Below are 18,524 nucleotides of genomic sequence, written 5' to 3'. Positions count from 1 at the left end.
GCCGGCGCGTCAGTTCTCCCGTGCGGAGATCAGGCGCAGCGCGTCGGCCAGGTGACGGGGGCGCAGGAGGCCCGGCGCCGACCGCCGGCCCCAGCCCGGTCCGCTCAACAGGACCTGGCTCCGCGTCCGCGCGCCCCGGACACCCCAGCGGATGGCGCCGATGTGCCGGGCCAGCGGCAGGTTCGCCGTGTCCGAGGACTGCGACCACAGCACCACCGCGGACGGACCGACCCGGTGGAACGCCGTCATCAGCGCTTCCGGCGGCACGGCTCCGCCGAGCATGAGGACGGGAACCCCGCGTTCCGCCAGGGCCGCGTTCAGCGCCTCCAGCGGCAGGGTGTGCGGCTCGCCGGGAAGACAGGCGAGCAGGACGGGGGAGGCCGCCGCGTCCCGGCCGTGGCCCGCGGCGGACACGTACACGTGCCGCAGGGTGGCGGACACATGCCAGGACAGCAGGTGCTCGACCTCGACGTACCGGTCGCCCGACGACTCCCACTTGCGCCCCACCGCGCGCAGGGTGGGCACCATCACCTCCTCCCACGCCTTGGCCAGCCCGTGCGTACGGACCGCCGCTGTCAACTGCTCCTGGACGGCGAACGCGTCCAGACGTACGGCGGCCCGGGCGAGGCCCCGGCACTCCTGGCGTACGTCGCCGAGCGGGAGCCCGGTGGCCGACCGCGAGGCCTGGGGCCGCGAGCGCGGAGGAGCGGCCGACGGGCGTTCCGGGAAGCGGACGTCGGCAGGGCCGCGGGCGACCCGGAGCGGGGTGGCGGGTGCGCTGCCGCGGGCCGCCTCCTTCGCGGCGCGCGCGGCCTCGGCGGGCGGCAGGCCGACCGCGGTCAGCCGGCACATCTCCTGGACCATGGCCACGTCCTCCGGGGCCCAGCGGCGGTGCCGGCCGTCCGGGCGCACGGCAGGCCCCAGCCCGTACCGCCGGTCCCAGGAGCGCAGCGTCGTGGGGGACACGCCGAGCTTTCTGGCCAGGAAGCCGGTGGTCACACCGGCGTCGCCGCTTTCGCCGCTTTCGCCGCTTTCGCCGTTCTCGGCGCTGTCGGCGTTCTCGGTGTCCGCGTCCTCGCGGGCGCTCAGCGCCATGCCCGGACCCCTGTCGGGCCGATGGAGACGGATGCGGTTGCGGTTGCGCATGCAGATGCGGATGCGGAGGGGTTGGCGCGGTCTGCGGGAGTGGCCCGGTCGGGAGCGACGGGCTTCCGGGGAGGGCGGCAGCAGGTCATGACAGGGGCTCGCCTCGCTTCCGAAGCCGTCCGGGCCCGGCCGAAGCGCCGGGCTCACCCCTCCTTCGGGCCGGGGGCGGCGGACGGATGCGGTGCGGCTCCCGGGGTTCGCGCCCTGTGAAGACCCGGGTTCGTGCGCGGCGGGGTCCCGAATTCACGCACGGCGGAGCGTCCTCCCCGGAGAGCGCGCCGGCTCACCGGGGAGGACGCTCCGCCGTGCGTCAGAGTCCGCTGATCCGGACGCTTCGCCGTGCGTCAGAGTCCGCTGATCCGGGCCACGAAGAAGCCCGCGATGATCAGCGAGCCGAGGACGATCAGCCCGAGCCACAGATACGGGTGTTCCCACATCCCGCCGTCCGGCCGTTCCTGATGCGCCTCGGCGATGGAGCCCTCGACGGGCGGGGTCTCTCCTGGTGGTACGAGTGGATGTGCCATCTCTCCACCGTCCGCCCGAACGGGTGAGGGCGCATCTTCGCGGCCAGCCCCCCGGCACCGTCCGGGGGCCCCGTTACGGCCAGGGCGCCCGAGTCGTCCGATGAACGTCCTTCGGCCAGAGCCCCCGGGAGGCCAGTGCACTCCCGTCCGCCGGGACCCCCGACGTCCATGAGCGACCACGCGGCCGTCCGGCGAGTGGCCTCAAGGACCGTGCCCGGAGCTGTCCAGGAGATGCCGCAGCACCGTCTCCGGGTCGGAGAGCGCCGAGCGCAGCAGCGCCTCCTCGTATCCCTCGTCGCCCAGCAGGGAACGGGCCGTGTCCTCGTAACGCTCGCGGACCGGCCCCAGCTCGGGAGTGCCGCGCTGCGGATGGCCGACCGCGCTCCAGTACGTCTCCCCGGCGCCGAACGCCGCGACCGCCCGTTCGCCCGCGCCCTGGGCGGCCAGCGCGGAGGCCAGCAGGTCCAGGCCGAGTGCCAGGCCGAAGCTGTCGCCGATCCGGCGTTTGCCGTCCAGCATCGACAGGGCGTGCGAGGTGGCGTCGTCGGCGCGGTCTTCGAAGAGGGAGATGAGCGCCAACTGGTAGTCGGCGTAGGAGCGGGTCCACCACTCGCCGCGCTCGACGCACCCGTTCCGCAGATCCCGCGCCTCCCAGCGGGCCTCGGCGAGCAGTCCCTCCGCCGTCAGCGCGAACACCCGGACCAGGTGGCACTGGAGATGCGCCGCCGAGGTGAACGCCGTCCCGCCCGCGCCCCGCAGAGCCTCGTCCACGCGGTGCCGGGCCGTCATGGGCCGGCCCTGGAGGAGATGGGCCAGACCCAGCAGGTACGTCGCGCGCAGCGTCCCCTCCAGGTCGTCCTGGAGGTCCGCGCGGCGCCGGCAGTACTCGGCGAGCTGCCGCGCCGGCTCGTGCTCTCCGCGCAGCACACGGGTCACACCGAGGGCCCACAGCGCCCGCGTCCGCTCCGGGCCGGACGCGTCGGACAGCGCGAGGGCGTCCTCCAGATAGGTCGCGGCCTCCCGTAGATGACCGCAGCAGCTCCACGGGAAGCCGAGCAGCCCGATCAGGTCGAGGGCCGTGTCGGGGCGGTCGTCCAGGAGATGGTCGAGTGCGGCGCACAGGTCGGCGTGCGCCGAGCCGAGCCGCGCGTACCAGTGGGCCTGCTGTTCGCCGAGCCAGTGCTCGTGGGAGGCGCGGGCCATCGCAAGGAAGTGGTCCGCGTGCCGCCGCGACAACTCGGCCTGCTCGCCGAGTTGTTCGAGCCACATCGTGCCGTACTCCCGCACTGTGTCCAGCATCCGGTAGGCGGAACCCGGCCGTGTCAGGACCGACTTGCGGGACAGCCCGGCAAGGGCCTGGCCGACGGCCTCGGGGGAGAGGGGGCCGCCCGCGCAGACGGCACGGACCGTGTCCTCGTCCACCTCGCCCCGGAACACCGACATCCGCGCCCACAGCAGGCGTTCGGCGGGCGTGCACAGTTCGTGGCTCCAGCCGACCGTCGTCCGTACGGCACGGTGCCGTGGCGGTCCGGCGGGAACGGTCTCGGCCGTGATGTCCAGCCGCGGGCCCAGTTCGAGGTCGATCTCCGCGACCGCGCGCTGCGTCAGTTGGCCCGCGATCAGCTCCACCGCCAGCGGCATGCCTTCGAGCCGCCGGCACAGCCGGGCCACGGTCACCATGTCCACCGGGGCCGACACCGGGGTGCCCGCCGCCGCGGCCCGCCGGCAGAACATCTCGACGGCGTCCGTCGCGGGCGGCAGCGGACCGACGGCGACGAGGTGTTCACCGGGTATGCCGAGCGGCTCCCTGCTGGTCGCGAGGACGGTCAACCGGGGGCAGGACAGCACCAGTTGGGCCACCATGCGACGGCACGGCCCGACCAGGTGCTCGCAGGAGTCCAGCACGAGCAGGACGTCCTTGTCGGACAGCCAGCCGGCGAGGGAGTCCAGCGCCATGTTCGTCGTGTGGTCGGAGAAGTCCACCGCGTCCGCCACGGTGGCCGTGAGCAGCCGGTCGTCCTGGAGCGGCCAGAGGTCCGCCCAGGCCACCCCGCCCCCGCTCGCGCCGAGCAGCTGGTCCGCCGCGTGGAGCGCCAGCCGGCTCTTGCCGACGCCCCCGGCGCCGGTCAGAGTGACGACGCGGTGCTCGTGCAACGCCTTTGCGAGATGGGCGAGTTCGTCTCCGCGTCCGACGAAGTCGGGGGGAACGGCCGGCAGGTTTCTCAACACGCGCTCAGTCTTCCGGCCTCGGACCCACCACGGCACGGACTTCGCAGACTTGGGCCCCGGATTCCGTAGAGGAGGGGGAGATGTGCCGGGATGGGGCAGCCCGTGGGAGCGGGGAGGCGTCCGGGGACGGGGAGACGCGCCGGTTTTGAGAGGCCCGCCGGTTCCGAGAGGCTCGCCGGTTCCGAGAGGCGCGCCGGTCCGGAGAGGTCCGCCGGTTTGACGGGGCGCGCCGGGGTAGAGAGACGCGCCGGGGCGGGCGCGTCGACGCGGTTCCCGTTCACGCGGCGGAGGCGGGGGCGGGCGCCGAGACCGTCTGCCGGGACGGCGTCAGCGCCCAGCGGACGACCGAGGTGATCGCGGAGCCGAGCGGGCGGACGCACACACTGTCGACCAACGGCAGCCGTGGCAGCCGCAGTTCGGCCGCGGCCCAGGAGGGCAGCAGGGACACCGCGTTCGCCGCGAGCACCCCGTACGGCAGGCGAACGGCCAGCGGGACCGGCGGGTTCAGCAGGAGGAACCGCGCCGCCTCCCGCGCTTCCGGGGTGGCGCGCACCTCGGCGCGGTAGGAGGCGAGGCGCGCGTCGAGTTCGGCGAGGGTCGTCGGCGGGTCGGCCACGCCCAGCGCGTTGGCGACACGGGCGGCGTCGGAGACATAGCCGTCGCACTCCGCGTCCGACAACGGGTGCAGTCCGTAGCGCTGGTGGGCGCGCAGGAAACTGTCGACCTCGGCGACATGCACCCAGCCGAGCAGGTGGGGGTCCGACGCGTGGTACGGCGTGCCCTCCGAGGTCACCCCGCGCACGCGCTCGTGTACGGCGCGGACCCGGTCGCAGGCATCCTGGGCGCTCTCGGCGGTCCCGTACGTCGTCGTCGCGAGGAAGGTGCTGGTGCGCTGGAGCCGGCCCCACGGGTCCCCGCGGAACCCCGAGTGCGCGGAAACGGCGGCCATGGCGAGCGGGTGGAGCGACTGGAGCAGCAGCGCGGAGAGGCCGCCGATGAACATGGACGCGTCCCCGTGCACCCTGCGGATGGGCCGGTCCGGGCCGAACCAGCGGGGTCCCGGCGTGTGGTGGATACGGGCGCGGTTCTCCGGCCCGTCGGGGCCCGCGACGCGGGCGAAGAGCGCGCTGCCCAGCCGCTCCCGCACCGCGGTGATGTCCGGTCCGGTGAGTTTCATGGGACGGGCGGCCTCCCTCCGTGTCGTGCTCCCTCCGTGTCGTGCTCCGGGCGTGTCGTGCTCCGGGCGTGTCGTGCTCCGGGCGTGTCGTGCTCCGGGCGGGCCCGTGACGTACGGCGTGCCGGCCCCGGTGCATTCGTCGGTACGCGGCGGATCGGATGCGGCCCGTGCGGACGACTTCCGGTGGCCCGCGCGGACTGGCCGAGGCAGTCTCCAGCATGGCCGAATTCGCCGGGAAAGCCTAGATTGATGCCTACCTCTGCCGGGTCGGGCGGTGCTGAGGGCACCGCGGAGACGACCTGCCCGCGAACGCGCGGCGGCCGACGGAGGGCCTGATGAGTCATGAACTGGCGTGAATCGGCGGCCTGTCGCACCGAGGACCCGGAACTCTTCTTCCCCCTCGGTGAGGACGGCCCGTCCCGAGGACAGATCGAGCAGGCCCGCGCGGTCTGCCACCGTTGCTCGGTGATCCACGCGTGCGCGAGCTGGGCGCTGCTGAACGCGGAGTACGACGGGGTGTGGGGCGGCATGACAGCGTCCGAACGCCGGGGCCTCATCCTCGGGCGCGCTGCCAGGCGTCACGGGACGTGACCGGCCGAGGACTGCGTGGGTGCTCGGTGACGCCGCATCCGGGCGTCGAGCACGGGCCGAATAGCCAGACGAACCTGGACGGTCCGGAGAGAAACCGGGCCACGGGAGTCGCGGTATCGAGACGGCAGTCGCGGCATGCGGCATGCGGCATCGAGGCGGTAGCCGTGGCATTCGGACGGGAGGTGTGGCGTGGAGGCCAGGGGCGCGCGGACGCCGGTCCCAGGCGTGAGCGGAGTACTCGGCGTGAGCGGAGTACTCGGCTCCACTCTGACGGCGTGCCCGGCGTGCCCGGCGTGCCCGGCGCGTGCGGGTGCGAGTGCCGATGTGCTCTCGGCCGGTGCCCGTCCGGTGCGGCCGGCCGCCGGCGCGACCCTCGACGTGATCCGGTAACCGGGAGAGCGGGGAGCCATGGTGTCCGGCGGAGGAGTGTCCCGACAGCACCACCGCGGCACGCGGCCCGTCGAGCCGGTCACCCCGCTCGCGCCGCGGCCGGTACGGCGGACGCTGTTCCGGCAGAACTGGCGTGACCTGGTGTTCCTGCACTGGCCGGCGGACCCCTTCCAGGTGGCCGGATTGCTGCCGCCCGGCACCGTCCCCGACCTGCGCAACGGCCGCACGTACGTCGGCCTGGTCTTCTTCAGGCTGCGCGACCTCACCTTCGGCGGCACCCCTCCCGTCCCGTACTTCGGCTCCTTCGACGAGGTCAACGTCCGGCTCTACAGCCGGGACGCCCAGGGCCGACGGGGTGTGGTGTTCCGCTCGCTGGAGTGCGACCGGCTGCTGCCCGTACTGGCGGCCGACGCGTCCTTCCGCCTCCCGTACCGGTGGTCGCGCATCCGCAGTCAGTGGTTCGACACCCGGCTGCTCTACCGCACCAGTCGTCGCGGGACCCCGGAGGCGCAGGCGCGGGTATGGCTCGACGTCGGCACCGACCCCGTCCTGCCGGACCCCGTCGAGCAGTTCCTCACCAACCGCTGGGGACTGCACGGACGGGCCCACGGGCGGTCGTACTACCTGCCGAACACCCACCCGGCGTGGACCTTCCGCCGCTGCTCCCTGCTCGACTGGGACGACTCCCTCATCGCGGCCGCGGGTCTCCCCGAGCCCCGGGACGAGCCGTTCAGCGTGCTCTACGCCCCCGGTGTGCCGGTGCGGTTCGGTACTCCGGTGACGCTGCCCGGGACGTGAGGGCGGCGCCGGGGCGGCCTGGTGACGCCGCCGCCTGGCGGGTGCGGGCGGCTCGGCAGGCCGGTGACCTTGCCGGGGGTGCGAGCGTGACCTTGCCGGGGGTGCGAGCGCGACCCGGCCCAATGCGATGCAAAGTCGATGCAAGTTGCCGCCGTGCATCGGTGTTGCGGATGGTGGCAGAGCCGGAACGCGGATGCGTACCGCGCCCGGCATGCCCGACGCCTTCGGGACGGTACGGCCCCACGAGTGGCCGCCCGCCCCGGGGCAGGACGCAACCGCACGGTCCGAGGAGCAGTCGCCATGACCGCACAGCAGACCACCCAGGAGCCGCCGCACGCCGCTCCGTGGACGGCTCCGGTACGGGAGCCGCTCGACGACGGGGAACTCGCCACCGCCTTCGTCCGGGGCGACGAACAGGCCCTCGCCGCCGCCTACCACCGCTGGGGACGTCTGGTGTACACGCTGGCCCGGCGCTCCCTCGGGGACGCGGCCGAGGCGGAGGACGTCACCCAGGTCGTTTTCCTCGCCGCCTGGCGCGGGAGGACCGGATACGCCCCCGAGCGCGGGGCCCTCGCGGCCTGGTTCGTCGGAATCACCCGGCGCAAGATCGCCGACGCCCTGTCCGCCCGGACCCGCCGGGCCGATCTCGTGGCGGCGGCCGGAGCCGTGATGGCGCTCCGCACGCAGGACCGGGCCGGGGAGCCGGACGCGGTCCTGGACCGGGTACTCGTCGGGCACGAACTGTCGAAACTCCCGCCCGCCCAGCGGCGCGTGCTCAGCCTCGCCTTTTACGACGACCTCACCCAGACCCAGATCGCCCAGGTCACCGGCCTGCCCCTGGGAACGGTCAAGAGCCACGCCCGCCGCGGGCTGCACGGACTGAGCCGCTGCCTCCAGGACGCCCGCGGGGACGGGCTGCGCGCGTGAGGTGAACGGGGGAGGGCGCGGCCACGGGCGCGTCCGCGAGGTTCGTGCATCCGTCGGGTCGGCCGACGCTGAAGCACGGGCGAGGGGCGGATGCCCGGGAGGTGTCCACGTGGCGGCTCGGTAGCTGAAGAGGTGGGCCATGACCGATGCTCGGTCGACCGAGACCGAAGCCTGGTCGACGGGCAGCGGCGCCCGGTTGGCCGCAACCGCGGCCCGGTTGCCGGGGACCGGCGCCCGCCCGGCGGGGACCGACAGCCGGCTGGAGGCGGCAAACGCCCGGCTGGCGGCGACAAACGCCAGGCTGGCGGCGAGGGACGCCCGGCTGGAGGCGACGAACGCCCGGCTGGCGGCGACCGATGCCGGGCCGGCGGCGATGGACGACCGGCTGACGTGGACCGATGCCGGAGCGACGGGTCATCTCTCGGCCGACGACCTCGCCCGGCACGTCCTCGACGGGCCGCGTTCCCCCTGGCAGCCGCCGGCCCGGTCGCACCCGGCGACCCTGTCGCACCTGCCGACCCCGTCACGCCCGCCGACCCCGTCGAACCCGCCGACCCCGTCGCACCCCTCGAATCGCTCGTACCCCGAGGGACTGGCTCACCTCCGGCACTGCGTCCCCTGCCGCGAACGGCTCCAGGCTTTCGATCGCGTCGGCGCGGCGATCCGCGCCGGATACCCCGGTGAACCTCTCGTGAGTCCGCCCGCCCGGGTGTGGGAGGCGATTCTCGCCGAGGTCCGCGCCGAGCGGCCCGCCGGATCCGACGCCCCTGTGTGAAGGCCTACAGCGAGAGGCGGGTGCCCCAGCCCTCCGCGACGGCCACGGCGTGGGCGACCTGGGCGGCGGCGACATCGAGCGCCGCGTGACCGGTCGACTTGAACAGGGTGAGTTCGTCCTCGTCGCGGCGGCCGGGCAGCTCGCCGGAGAGGACCGCGCCCAGCGGGGTCACCGACCGCTCGGGCGGCAGGCCCTGCAACTCGTGGGCGCCGGACGGCGGCGGGGTCGTGGCGGCGCCCGGCCATTCGGCGAAGAGAGTGGCGTCACGGACGGTCGCCGCGTCCAGTTCGGGTCCGTGGGAACCGCCCACCGAGCTGATGTGCGCGCCGGGGGCGAGCCAGTCACGGTCGATGACAGGGCGTACGGCTCCAGTGCAGCAGAACACCGTCCCGGCCGCGCGTACGGCGTCCTCGATGCCGAGCGCGGCCCGGCCCGACGGGTGCGCTGCCGCCACGCTCGCCGCGCGCCCAGGGTCGCGGCCCGCCACCCGGACCGGGGTCTTCGGGGCAAGCGCCGCGAGCAGGGACACCTGGGCGCGTGCCTGGGCGCCGGTCCCGACCACGGCGACAGGTCCGCCGTCCGTACGGGCCAGGGCTCGGGCACTGAGAGTGGCGCTCGCGGCGGTGCGGACCTCGGTGAGCGGTCCGGCGTCCATCAGGGCCAGCGGGTGCCCGTCCGCCTCGTCGAAGAGCGCGACGATGCCCAGGTGACTGCTGCGGCCGGGTCGTTCGGGGTCGGCGAACACGGAGACGAGTTTGGCGGCGAGCCCGAGGCCGGGCACGTGACCGGGCATCGCGCCGAGCAGGCCGCCCGGAGCGTGCGCCGCGATGCGCGGAGGCGCGGAGACCTGGTCCCGGGCGACCGCGACCAGCGCCGTGGCCACGGCGTCCATCACCCGGGCCGGGTCGAGCGCGGCCCGGGTCTGCCCGCCGTCGAGAAAACGGATCTCGCTCATGCCGGGCCCTCCGATCGCGGAGAAGCGGCCGATGCCGGTGGGGGTGGGGATGTCGATGGGGATGGGGATCGCGAAGTCGACGCAGCTGCGGCGGCTGCTGTGGACGGTGGTGCCGAGGGTGGTTGTTCCGACGCGGATGCCGGTTCCGAAGCCGCGGCGGTTGACGGAGGGCCGGCGAGGAGCCCGGTCAGCTCGTCCGTCGCCTCACGCACCGCCTCCTGGAGCGCGGCGAGGCGGTGGTCGTCGAACTCCGCGCTCAGACCGACCACGGTCACCGCACACACCGGCGCGCCCGGACGCGGGACGACTGCCCGGCCCAGCGATGCGACGGGCTGTTCGTTGCGTCCGTACTCGACGGCGAAACCGGTGCGGCGAGTGCGCTCGATGTCGGCGAGGAGTCCCTCGGGGCCGTCCAGCGGGTGGCCCTCCGCCTCGGCGACGCGCAGATAGGCGGCCCGCTCGGCCGGTTCGAGGGCGGCTACCAGCGCGAGCGGGCCGGCGAACCGGTGGACGGGCAGGGCCTCGCCCAGAAGCCGGCTGATCATCGCGAGGCGGTCGGGCCGTACGACCTCGATCACCCGGGAGCGGTCGGCCTCCGGCACCTGGAGATTGACCATCATGCCGGTGCGCTCGGACAGCGCGTCGAGCACCGGCCGGGCGAGCGCGCCGAGCGAGTTCCTGGCGGCCGAGGACGACAGGCGCAGCACGGCCGTGCCGGGCAGATAACGGTCGCCGGCGCGCAGCACCCAGCCGCGCCGCACCAGGTCGACGAGGACCCGGTAGGCGGTCGCCCGGTGCAGGCCGACCTCCTCGGCCAGGTCGGTCAGACGCGGCGGCCGGTCCGCGCCCGCCACCGCTTCGACCAGGTCGAGGGCCTTGTCCACCGCACTCCGTGATTCCGCGGGCAACTCCGGCCCCTCCTTGTGATGTCGTCGGACGCGAGCGTACGGTAGCGCATGTTTCAAGAGTCGATACGTCTGTTACATACAGCGTAACAAGTGCGCAAGTGTAGTAGCCGGTAGCGACCGGTAGCGGCGGAGCGGGACGAGCCGAGGCAATGTCGAGGCGAGGCGCGGTCAGGATGAGGTGGAGATGACGGACGAGGTTTCGGGCGCACCGGCGCCGCACGCGCCCGCGGCGGCGGGGACCGTCGCGGTGTACCGCGGCGCGACACTGTTCGACGGGACCGGTCGGCCCGTACGGCCCGGTACGTCGATCGTGGTGGACGGCCCGGTCGTCCGAGCGGTCGGCGACGACGCGACGATCACCGCCCAACTGCCCGCCGACACGCAGGTCTTCGACCTCGACGGCCGTTTCGTCGTGCCCGGACTGATCGACGCGCACCAGCACATCGCGACACCGCCCGACCGGCCCGCGGCCGAGGCCGTGCTGCGCCGGCTCGTGTACAGCGGCGTCACCGCCATCCGCGACATGGCGGACGACCTGCGTCAGGTGGGAGACCTGGCACGCGCCACGCTCGTCGGCGAGATCCCCGGCCCCGACATCCGGTACGCCGCGCTCATGGCCGGTCCCGGCTTCTTCGACGACCCGCGCACCCACCTGGTGTCGCAGGGCGAGACGCCCGGCGCCGTGCCGTGGATGCAGGCGATCACGAAGGACACCGACCTGCCGCTGGCGGTCGCGCTGGCCCGCGGAACCCACGCCAGTGCCATCAAGGTGTACGCGGACCTCGACCACACCACCGTCGCCGCGATCACCGCCGAGGCGCATCGGCAGGGCGTGCCCGTCTGGGCTCACGCGACCGTTTTCCCCGCCGCCCCCGGCCAGATCGTCGCGGCCGGCGCCGACACCATCTCGCACGTCACCCTGCTCGCCTTCGAGGGCACGGACGAACCCCTGACGAGCTACAAGCGCAAACCCCGTGTCGCCTACGAGAGGTTCACCGCCGGAGACGATCCGCACGTCGAGGAGCTGTTCGCGCTGATGCGCCGGCGCGGGACCGTCCTCGACGCCACCGCCGGAATGTGGGCGAGCGAAGCCCTGGCCGGCGACGGGCCCGACGACGCGGCGCGGGCGGCGGCCAACACCGAACTCGCCGCCGTCCTCACCGCGCAGGCCCACCGGGCCGGCGTGGACATCGCGACCGGCACGGACTACGAGACCGACCCCGGGGAGCCCTTCCCCGCGCTCTTCGAGGAGTTGGCCTTCCTCGTGCGGCGCTGCGGAATGTCGCCCGCGCAAGTCCTGCGCTCCGCCACGCTGATCGGGGCCCGCGGCGCGGGGGCCGAGGACACCATGGGCAGCGTCGAAGCGGGCAAGCTCGCCAACTTCGTCGTCCTGGACGACGATCCGCTGCGGGACATCGAGAACCTGCGGAGCGTCACGCTGACCGTGAAGCGGGGACGCTGCTTCGAGCGCCGGGCATTCGACACCCCCGCCCGCGCGGAAGGGGCCGCCACTGCCCGCGCGGAGGGGCCGATCCCCGCCCACGCGGAGGGGCCGACCACCGTCCGCGTGGAGGGGCCCACCCCCGACCTGTCCGCCGAGGCCGACGCGCCCGGAGCGACCCACCGTGCCGAGGAGACCCGATGACCGCCCTCCCCCTGATCGTCAACGCCCTCGGGCAGCTCGACAACCCGAACGCCGCCCAGTCGGCCGAGGCCGCCGCCGAGTTGAACCCCACCAGCGAACAACTCACCATCGACGCGCGCACGTTGGCCGACGCCCACGCCTCCGGCCTCACCGCCGTCAACATCACGCTCGGCTACACCATGGGGGAGCTGCCCCCGTACGAGCACACGCTGCACGAGATCGACGTGTGGGACGGCATCATCCGCGACAACGCGGCCGACCTCCTCAAGGTGCGTACGGTCGCCGACGTCCACCGCGCCAGGCGGGAGGGGCGGATCGGCGTCATCTACGGCTTCCAGAACGCGGTCGCCGTCGGGGACGACACCAGCCGGGTCGCCACCTTCGCCGCGCGCGGAGTGCGGGTCGTCCAGCTCACCTACAACCAGGCCAACCACATCGGCGACGGCTCGATGGCGCCCGAGAACCGGGGGCTGACCGACGTCGGCCGGAGCGTTGTCGAGGCCCTGGACGAGCACCATCTCATGGTCGACCTCTCCCACAGCGGCGAACGCACCTGCCTGGACGCCGCCCGGACGGCCAAGCTCCCCGTCTCCATCAACCACACCGGCTGCCGTGCCCTCGCCGACCTCCCTCGCAACAAGACGGACGAGGAACTGCGCCTGGTGGCCTCGCGCGGCGGATTCGTCGGCATCTACTTCATGCCGTTCCTCAACCCGTCCGGGCACGCGAGCGCCGCCGACGTGGTCGAGCACATCGTCCACGCGGTCAACGTGTGCGGCGAGGACCACGTCGGCATCGGCACCGACGGGACGATCACCTCCATCGACGACCTCGACGCCTACCGGGCCCGGCTCGCCGAACACGTGGCGCTGCGGCGCGACGCCGGTGTCGGCGCGGCGGGGGAGCGGGACGACACCCTTCCCTTCGTCCTCGACCTGCGCGGCGTCGACCAGTTCCGGGACCTGATCCGCCTTCTGGAACAGCGGGGTTACCGCTCCGGCCGTATCGAGAAGATCCTCGGCACGAACTTCCTCGACTACGCGGACCGGGTATGGGCGCCGGAGACCTCCCTCTAGGCCGGCCCGCTTCCTCCGCGCAAGTCCGTTCCAGAGGTGCCCTGTTGCCGCTGCCTCGGGCGTGATGGGGGTGGCGGGCGTGAAGATCCCGTTCGTGCCCGCCGCCGCCGTCGGCAGGTCACGGAGCGTGTCTGTCCGTAAGCCGGCTCGGCGCCCGCGATGATTACCGGTTCGCCGATCCGGAACGTCGGCTGACGCCCCCTGCTCCTCCGGAACGTCGGCTGACGCCCCCTACCCCTCCGGAACGTCGGCTGGCGCCCCCTGCTCCCCTACTCCTCCGGAAGGTCGGCTGAACGCGCGCCGCCCGTCACGGCTACGGAGCGACACTCCGCGGCGACGTCTTCTCGGGTGTCGCGACCCGGACGCCGAGCGGACGCGCCAGACCGATCACCCCTTCGTCCAGCCGCTGGAGATGGCGCAGGACCCGGCCCGTCACACGGTCGTGGCGCGGCGAACCCGGCGCGTCCGGCTCCAGCATCGAGGCGAGACTCGCACCCGTCTCCGCGACCCCGCCGGCGTCGTCGTCCTCCACCCGCGCCACGAGGACGTCGATGTTGTGGCTGATGCGCCGGCCCGCCAGCTTGAGACGGGGATCGGCGGCCACCGACCGGCTGTAGGGCAGGAGTTCGGCCGTCGCCGCCAGCGACCGCGCGTGATAGGCGCAGGTCTCCAGCAGCGCCACGAGATAGCGGGCGGTCTGACGTCGCGCCCGGAGAGGGGTGATCGGATGGGTCAACGGCTGGGTGGAGGACCGCAGATCCTCCAGTGCCGTGTCGAGATCACGCGCCTTGTCCAGCAGGTCGAGCGCCACGCCTCCGCTCAACTGGTCGACCGCCGCGCTGCTGACCTCGCCGAGCCGGGTCAGCACGGTGGCGAGGAGTTCGTCGGTCCGCCGGTCGGTGGGCACCGGCAGGACCAGGGCCGCCGCGACCACCCCGCAGACCGCGCCGAGCGCCGTCTCCTCGATCCGCAGGACGAGCACGGCGGGACTGTAGGTGTTGAGCAGTGTGTAGAGCAGGCCCAGCATGGCCGTCACGAAGAACGACATCAGGGCGTACGACAGCGGGGCGGTGAAGAACATCGCGAAGATGAACAGCAGCACCAGCACGAACGCGAGCCATGTGTGGTTGCCGACCACGCCGGCCAGCGCGACACCCGCGACCACGCCGAGCACGGTCCCGAGCAGCCGCCGGTAGCCCTTGACGAGGATCTCCCCGGTCGAGGACGTGTTGAGGAAGACGACCCAGCAGGTCAGCACCGCCCAGTACCAGCGCTGGCTGGACAGGAACTCCCCGCCGACGATGGCCAGCGCCGAGCCGACCGAGACCTGCACCGCCGCCCGGGTGGTCGGCCGCTGGAGCCCCTTGCGCGCCGACTCGTCCGGCTCGGCCTCCTCCGCGCCCGCGATGGCGACGTCCTCGGCGTCCAGCTCCTCGCGGGAACGGGTCGTCTCCGGGGAGTCGTCCGACTCGTCCTGGGGCCCGTCGAGCGCCAGCCGCAGACCGAGGACCGAGCGGGCCGCCTCGCCGATGCCACGGAACACGTCCTGCACGGCGGCCGAGGCACGCGGCAGGTTCTCCTCGTCCCGGTAGCCGAGCAGCCGGTTGCGCACCCGGGCCACCCCGGTACCGCTCTCGCCCGAGACGGGGCGCGCCACGAGCAGCCGCAGCGCTTCGAGATCCCGCCGCAGCACCACGGTCGTGTCGGCCTGCGCCCGCAGCCGGTCCCCGGGGGCGGGCAGCGGCGCGTCCGGCAGATGCAGGGTGAGGGTGTCGGCTCGCTCGGCGCTGCGCGCGGTGAGGATGAGGACCCCGAGCCGCTCCGCGGAGATCTCGGCGTCGGCCACCCGGCGCTGGACCAGCGAGGCCACCGTGCTGTCGCTGGTGCCCTCCTCCAGCCGGCCCTGGATCATCATCGCGCTCTCGTGCAGCCGCGCGGTGTGCAGCCGCACGTCCTCCAGAGCCTTCTCGGCCCGGTCCGGCGGGGCGTCGAGCAGGTCGATCTGCGCGGACACGAGCTGGGCCAGCCGCGCCCGGAACGCCTCGCGCAGCCGCAGCAGGACCCGTTCGGGAGTCTCGACGACCAGCCCGAACCGGACCACCGCGCTGCACACGAAGGCCACGGCGAGCGTCCCGCACAGTCCGGGCAGGGTGGAGAACGTCGCCCCGACGAACAGCGAGACGAAGTAGACCTGGAACCCGATGAGCCCGAGCGCCCAGCCGCGGTCCCCGAACCGGCGGCTGTAGACCGCCGTGAAGATGAGCGCGATGAAGAAGAGGTCGCCCGCGACCACATGGCGGTTCAGCCACGCGCCCAGCGTCATCGCGACGATCGCCACGGGCAGCCCGAGCAGGAGCGTGCGCGCTTGATCGCCGCGCTGCTTCTCCTTGATCGCGAACGTGCCGACCATGGCGGCCATCGCACCGGCCACCATGTGCGTGACATCCGCGCCGATCAGGCTCAGGACGGCGAGCGTCAGCGCGATGGCACCGACGGTACGGAGCCCGGCCATCAGCCGCAGCAGTCCGGGATCGGAGGCCGCGTACCGGTCCCAGATCCCCGCCCGGCTCGGCTTGGTCACTGTCCTCACGCTGCGCTTTTTTCCCCTCCCGCGTCATGATCCGGAACACCAGCATGGCACGAGCGGCTGACACTCCCCGCGCTGCCCCACCGGCCGACAGCCGTGCCGCCCCACCGGCCGACAGCCGTGCCGCCCCACCGGCCGACAGCCGCGGAGCCGCCCCCTCCGCCGGCGACCGAGGAGCGGCCCCACCGGCCGGCGACCGTGAAGCCGCCGCATACGCCGGCGACCGAACAACTGGGCCAGGCGCAGGCGGCCGAAGAGCTGTCCCGCCCGCCGGCGACCGACGAGCCGGCCCACGCGCCGGTGAGGACGGAGCGGCCCCGCCGGCCGGCGTCCGAGGGTTCGGCGGCCACGGACCGGAGGTGACCGGGTTCCGGCCGGGGGCGAGTGCTCGTACGCCGACGGGAACCGGGAGCCGGTCCGGGCGGGAGCGGCCGGGGGCTCAGCACGGCTCGGGCCGGAGGAAGACCTCGTCCTCGTAACACCACGCCCAGCTCTCGCCGGGCTCGACGGACCGGGCCAGTGGATGCCCCGTCCGCTCGTGGTGGGCGGTGGCGTGCTGCCCCCGTGAGCTGTCGCAACAGCCGACATGGCCGCAGGTCAGACAGGCACGCAGACGCACCCAGACCGCGCCCCGGGCACGGCACTCCGCGCAGCCGTTCCCGCCGGTCAGGCCGGTCCCGGGGACCGCCTGATCCAGGTGGGAGCAGTCCCGCCCCTCGGGACGTCCGCCGTCGGACGCTACCACCCAGCCGTGTGCCGTTGCCTTCTCGCCTGCCATACGTCGAGTCTCCCCGCCCGGCACCGGCCCCGCAGTCCGTCCCGGTCCACGAAACGCGGGATAACGCGGGATGAGGCCGGTCAGAAGATCACGGTGCACCAGCGGTTGACGCAGGCCGGACGGTCCGGAACGGGCAGGTTGCCGGAGCCGCCAACCTGCCGGGCGGGCGGCGCGGTGGAGCGCTCGGGGCGGTGCGCGGGCCGGCTCGCGGGCGCCACCGTGTGCCGGGGACCGACGGCTTCCGGCTCGTTGATCGGATGAGCTGCTGACATGGCCGGTGAACGAGCGAGCGCGCGGCGAGGACACGGCACCGGGACCCGGACGGGCCCGGAGACCGAGTGATGAAGATCATCGTCGCCGTGAATCAGTTTGCGAATGCCACGAGCGAGTAAGCGCACCCCTGGACGTCCCGTGGACCCGAGAGCACGGGACGGGACACGCCGAAGGCAGAGAGGACGACGCTCCATGGCAGTCACCGAGACGGACCCGGTCGATCCGGCGGCGGTCAGGCGTCACCGCACGCTGTTCAGGGCCGCACGGCGGCGCAGGAACCCCCCGCTGCGCCGGACCGACATCACCGTCACCGACGAGGCGGCGGTCAGGCGCGCCGTGAAGGCGGCCTCGCTCGGCAACGCCATGGAGTGGTTCGACTTCGGCATCTACAGCTACCTCGCCGTCACCATCGGGCACGTCTTCTTCCCCTCCGGGAACGGCACGGTCCAGCTCCTGTCCTCCTTCGCGACCTTCGCCGTCTCCTTCCTGGTCCGTCCGCTCGGCGGCATGGTCTTCGGGCCCATGGGCGACCGGATCGGCCGCAAGAAGGTCCTCGCCGTCACGATGATCATGATGGCGGCCGGCACTTTCGCCATCGGACTGATCCCCTCCTACGCCGCCATCGGCTTCTGGGCCCCGGCCCTGCTGATCCTGTTCCGGCTCGTGCAGGGCTTCTCCACGGGCGGCGAGTACGGCGGGGCCTCCACCTTCATCGCCGAGTACGCCCCCGACCGGCGCCGCGGCTTCTTCGGCAGCTTCCTGGAAGTGGGCACCCTCGCCGGATACGTGGGCGCGGCGAGCCTCGTCACGGTGCTGACCTCCGTGCTGGGCGGCGACGGCATGGAGTCCTGGGGCTGGCGCGTACCGTTCCTGGTCGCGGGCCCGATCGGACTCGTCGGCCTCTACCTGCGGATGAGGCTGGACGAGACACCGGCCTTCCGGAAACTGGAGGACGAGTCCGCGTACAAGGCCTCCGACGCCGCCTCCGCCGTGGAGACGACCACCAAGGGCGACCTCGCGAAGATCTTCCGCGACCACTGGCCGACCCTCATCCTGTGCGTCTGCCTGGTCGGCGCCTACAACATCACCGACTACATGCTGCTGTCGTACATGCCGACCTACCTGTCGGACGAGATGGGCTACAGCGACACGCACGGGCTGCTGATCCTGATCGCCACGATGGTGATCCTGATGCTGGTCATCAGCCAGGTCGGCAGGCTCTCCGACCGCTTCGGCCGCAAGCCGTTGCTCATGACCGGCATGCTCGGCTTCCTGTTCCTGTCCGTTCCGGCCTTCCTGCTGGTCCGGCAGGGCAGCCTGGCGGCCGTGGCGGCGGGCATGCTGATGCTGGGCCTCTCCCTGGTCTGCATGCTGGGCACGATGTCGGCGGCGCTGCCCGCCCTGTTCCCGACCGGGGTCCGCTACGGCTCCCTCTCGGTCGGCTACAACCTCTCCACCTCCCTCTTCGGTGGTACGACGCCCCTGGTGATCACCGCCTTGATCTCGGTGACCGGCAGCGCGCTGATGCCCGCCTACTACGCCATGGCCGCCGCCCTCGTCGGCGTGCTCGCCGTGGCCTGCATGAAGGAGACAGCCCGGCAGCCGCTGGCCGGATCGCCGCCCGCCGTCGGCACGCCGGAGGAGGCCGCCGCCCTGGTCGAGAGCCAGGCACCGGTCCCCCGCTTTTGAGAGCGGGGGACCGGACGGGCGGCGCTCACCTGTCGGAGTCCGGCCCGGTCATCTCG

General features: G+C 73.3%; 16 protein-coding genes. 7 read left to right on the top strand and 9 right to left on the bottom strand.

What is annotated here, in order from left to right:
* Positions 1-9 precede the first annotated feature (9 nt).
* The 4 genes from AB0912_RS07215 to AB0912_RS07200 all read right to left on the bottom strand — a co-directional run bounded on the left by AB0912_RS07215 (position 10) and on the right by AB0912_RS07200 (position 5,076).
* Positions 10-1,095, bottom strand: coding sequence for a MerR family transcriptional regulator (locus AB0912_RS07215; RefSeq protein ID WP_366696960.1), 1,086 nt, complete (start codon positions 1,093-1,095; stop codon positions 10-12).
* A gap of 395 nt (positions 1,096-1,490) precedes the next feature.
* Positions 1,491-1,811 carry a DUF6480 family protein gene (locus AB0912_RS07210; protein ID WP_366696959.1) on the bottom strand — a complete coding sequence of 107 codons (321 nt, stop codon included), beginning with the start codon at positions 1,809-1,811 and terminating at the stop codon, positions 1,491-1,493.
* Between the two features lie 60 nt (positions 1,812-1,871).
* Complete coding sequence (locus tag AB0912_RS07205; RefSeq protein WP_366696958.1) at positions 1,872-3,899, bottom strand: regulator; 2,028 nt, start codon at positions 3,897-3,899, stop codon at positions 1,872-1,874.
* Between the two features lie 277 nt (positions 3,900-4,176).
* Positions 4,177-5,076 carry an oxygenase MpaB family protein gene (locus AB0912_RS07200; protein ID WP_366696957.1) on the bottom strand — a complete coding sequence of 300 codons (900 nt, stop codon included), beginning with the start codon at positions 5,074-5,076 and terminating at the stop codon, positions 4,177-4,179.
* 342 nt (positions 5,077-5,418) lie between these two features.
* Between AB0912_RS07200 and AB0912_RS07195 the strand changes: the two genes are divergently transcribed.
* From AB0912_RS07195 to AB0912_RS07180, 4 genes are all read left to right on the top strand, one after another.
* Positions 5,419-5,667, top strand: a complete 249-nt coding sequence (locus tag AB0912_RS07195) for a WhiB family transcriptional regulator (protein ID WP_366696956.1) — start codon at positions 5,419-5,421, stop codon at positions 5,665-5,667.
* A gap of 426 nt (positions 5,668-6,093) precedes the next feature.
* Positions 6,094-6,855 (top strand): DUF2071 domain-containing protein, encoded by a 762-nt coding sequence (locus tag AB0912_RS07190; protein WP_366696955.1) that lies wholly within the window; start codon positions 6,094-6,096, stop codon positions 6,853-6,855.
* 300 nt (positions 6,856-7,155) lie between these two features.
* Positions 7,156-7,782 (top strand): sigma-70 family RNA polymerase sigma factor, encoded by a 627-nt coding sequence (locus AB0912_RS07185; protein WP_366696954.1) that lies wholly within the window; start codon positions 7,156-7,158, stop codon positions 7,780-7,782.
* 139 nt (positions 7,783-7,921) lie between these two features.
* Positions 7,922-8,557 carry a hypothetical protein gene (locus AB0912_RS07180; RefSeq protein ID WP_366696953.1) on the top strand — a complete coding sequence of 212 codons (636 nt, stop codon included), beginning with the start codon at positions 7,922-7,924 and terminating at the stop codon, positions 8,555-8,557.
* Between the two features lie 4 nt (positions 8,558-8,561).
* Here the strand turns inward: AB0912_RS07180 and AB0912_RS07175 are convergent, their stop codons facing one another.
* Positions 8,562-9,512, bottom strand: coding sequence for an ornithine cyclodeaminase family protein (locus AB0912_RS07175; protein ID WP_366696952.1), 951 nt, complete (start codon positions 9,510-9,512; stop codon positions 8,562-8,564).
* Complete coding sequence (locus tag AB0912_RS07170; RefSeq protein WP_366696951.1) at positions 9,509-10,420, bottom strand: IclR family transcriptional regulator; 912 nt, start codon at positions 10,418-10,420, stop codon at positions 9,509-9,511. Before AB0912_RS07170 ends, AB0912_RS07175 begins: the two co-directional genes overlap by 4 nt.
* A gap of 184 nt (positions 10,421-10,604) precedes the next feature.
* Between AB0912_RS07170 and AB0912_RS07165 the strand changes: the two genes are divergently transcribed.
* Together AB0912_RS07165 and AB0912_RS07160 are read left to right on the top strand one after the other, a co-directional pair.
* Complete coding sequence (locus AB0912_RS07165) at positions 10,605-12,065, top strand: amidohydrolase family protein (RefSeq protein ID WP_366696950.1); 1,461 nt, start codon at positions 10,605-10,607, stop codon at positions 12,063-12,065.
* Positions 12,062-13,141: a membrane dipeptidase gene (locus AB0912_RS07160; protein WP_366696949.1), complete on the top strand. Its 1,080-nt coding sequence runs from the start codon at positions 12,062-12,064 to the stop codon at positions 13,139-13,141. Before AB0912_RS07165 ends, AB0912_RS07160 begins: the two co-directional genes overlap by 4 nt.
* 313 nt (positions 13,142-13,454) lie before the next feature.
* On the opposite strand, the gene AB0912_RS07155 is transcribed toward AB0912_RS07160, so the two are convergent.
* From AB0912_RS07155 to AB0912_RS07145, 3 genes are all read right to left on the bottom strand, one after another.
* Complete coding sequence (locus AB0912_RS07155) at positions 13,455-15,653, bottom strand: FUSC family protein (RefSeq protein ID WP_366697038.1); 2,199 nt, start codon at positions 15,651-15,653, stop codon at positions 13,455-13,457.
* A 514-nt stretch (positions 15,654-16,167) separates the two neighbouring features.
* Complete coding sequence (locus AB0912_RS07150; protein WP_366696948.1) at positions 16,168-16,506, bottom strand: UBP-type zinc finger domain-containing protein; 339 nt, start codon at positions 16,504-16,506, stop codon at positions 16,168-16,170.
* 80 nt (positions 16,507-16,586) lie between these two features.
* Positions 16,587-16,778, bottom strand: coding sequence for a hypothetical protein (locus AB0912_RS07145; protein ID WP_366696947.1), 192 nt, complete (start codon positions 16,776-16,778; stop codon positions 16,587-16,589).
* Between the two features lie 193 nt (positions 16,779-16,971).
* Here AB0912_RS07145 and proP point away from each other — a divergent pair, with 193 nt between their 5' ends.
* The gene (proP, locus tag AB0912_RS07140; RefSeq protein ID WP_366696946.1) at positions 16,972-18,468 is read left to right on the top strand and encodes a glycine betaine/L-proline transporter ProP; all 1,497 of its coding nucleotides are present in this window, start codon (positions 16,972-16,974) and stop codon (positions 18,466-18,468) included.
* Positions 18,469-18,524: the final 56 nt, after the last annotated feature.

The sequence above is a fragment of the Streptomyces sp. NPDC007084 genome (genome assembly GCF_040703595.1).
In the GTDB taxonomy this organism is placed as follows: domain Bacteria; phylum Actinomycetota; class Actinomycetes; order Streptomycetales; family Streptomycetaceae; genus Streptomyces.
Note: the sequence above shows the minus strand (reverse complement) of the source record. Positions and strands in the feature narration are given on the sequence as shown.

What these genes read in the sequence shown, in the direction of transcription:
- AB0912_RS07215 (WP_366696960.1), bottom strand. Translation starts at nt 1,095, where the DNA reads ATGGCGCTGAGCGCCCGCGAGGACGCGGACACCGAGAACGCCGACAGC.
- AB0912_RS07200 (WP_366696957.1), bottom strand. Translation starts at nt 5,076, where the DNA reads ATGAAACTCACCGGACCGGACATCACCGCGGTGCGGGAGCGGCTGGGC.
- AB0912_RS07195 (WP_366696956.1), top strand. Translation starts at nt 5,419, where the DNA reads ATGAACTGGCGTGAATCGGCGGCCTGTCGCACCGAGGACCCGGAACTC.
- AB0912_RS07185 (WP_366696954.1), top strand. Translation starts at nt 7,156, where the DNA reads ATGACCGCACAGCAGACCACCCAGGAGCCGCCGCACGCCGCTCCGTGG.
- AB0912_RS07180 (WP_366696953.1), top strand. Translation starts at nt 7,922, where the DNA reads ATGACCGATGCTCGGTCGACCGAGACCGAAGCCTGGTCGACGGGCAGC.
- AB0912_RS07175 (WP_366696952.1), bottom strand. Translation starts at nt 9,512, where the DNA reads ATGAGCGAGATCCGTTTTCTCGACGGCGGGCAGACCCGGGCCGCGCTC.
- AB0912_RS07165 (WP_366696950.1), top strand. Translation starts at nt 10,605, where the DNA reads ATGACGGACGAGGTTTCGGGCGCACCGGCGCCGCACGCGCCCGCGGCG.
- AB0912_RS07160 (WP_366696949.1), top strand. Translation starts at nt 12,062, where the DNA reads ATGACCGCCCTCCCCCTGATCGTCAACGCCCTCGGGCAGCTCGACAAC.
- AB0912_RS07155 (WP_366697038.1), bottom strand. Translation starts at nt 15,653, where the DNA reads ATGGCCGGGCTCCGTACCGTCGGTGCCATCGCGCTGACGCTCGCCGTC.
- AB0912_RS07150 (WP_366696948.1), bottom strand. Translation starts at nt 16,506, where the DNA reads ATGGCAGGCGAGAAGGCAACGGCACACGGCTGGGTGGTAGCGTCCGAC.
- AB0912_RS07145 (WP_366696947.1), bottom strand. Translation starts at nt 16,778, where the DNA reads ATGTCAGCAGCTCATCCGATCAACGAGCCGGAAGCCGTCGGTCCCCGG.
- proP (WP_366696946.1), top strand. Translation starts at nt 16,972, where the DNA reads ATGGCAGTCACCGAGACGGACCCGGTCGATCCGGCGGCGGTCAGGCGT.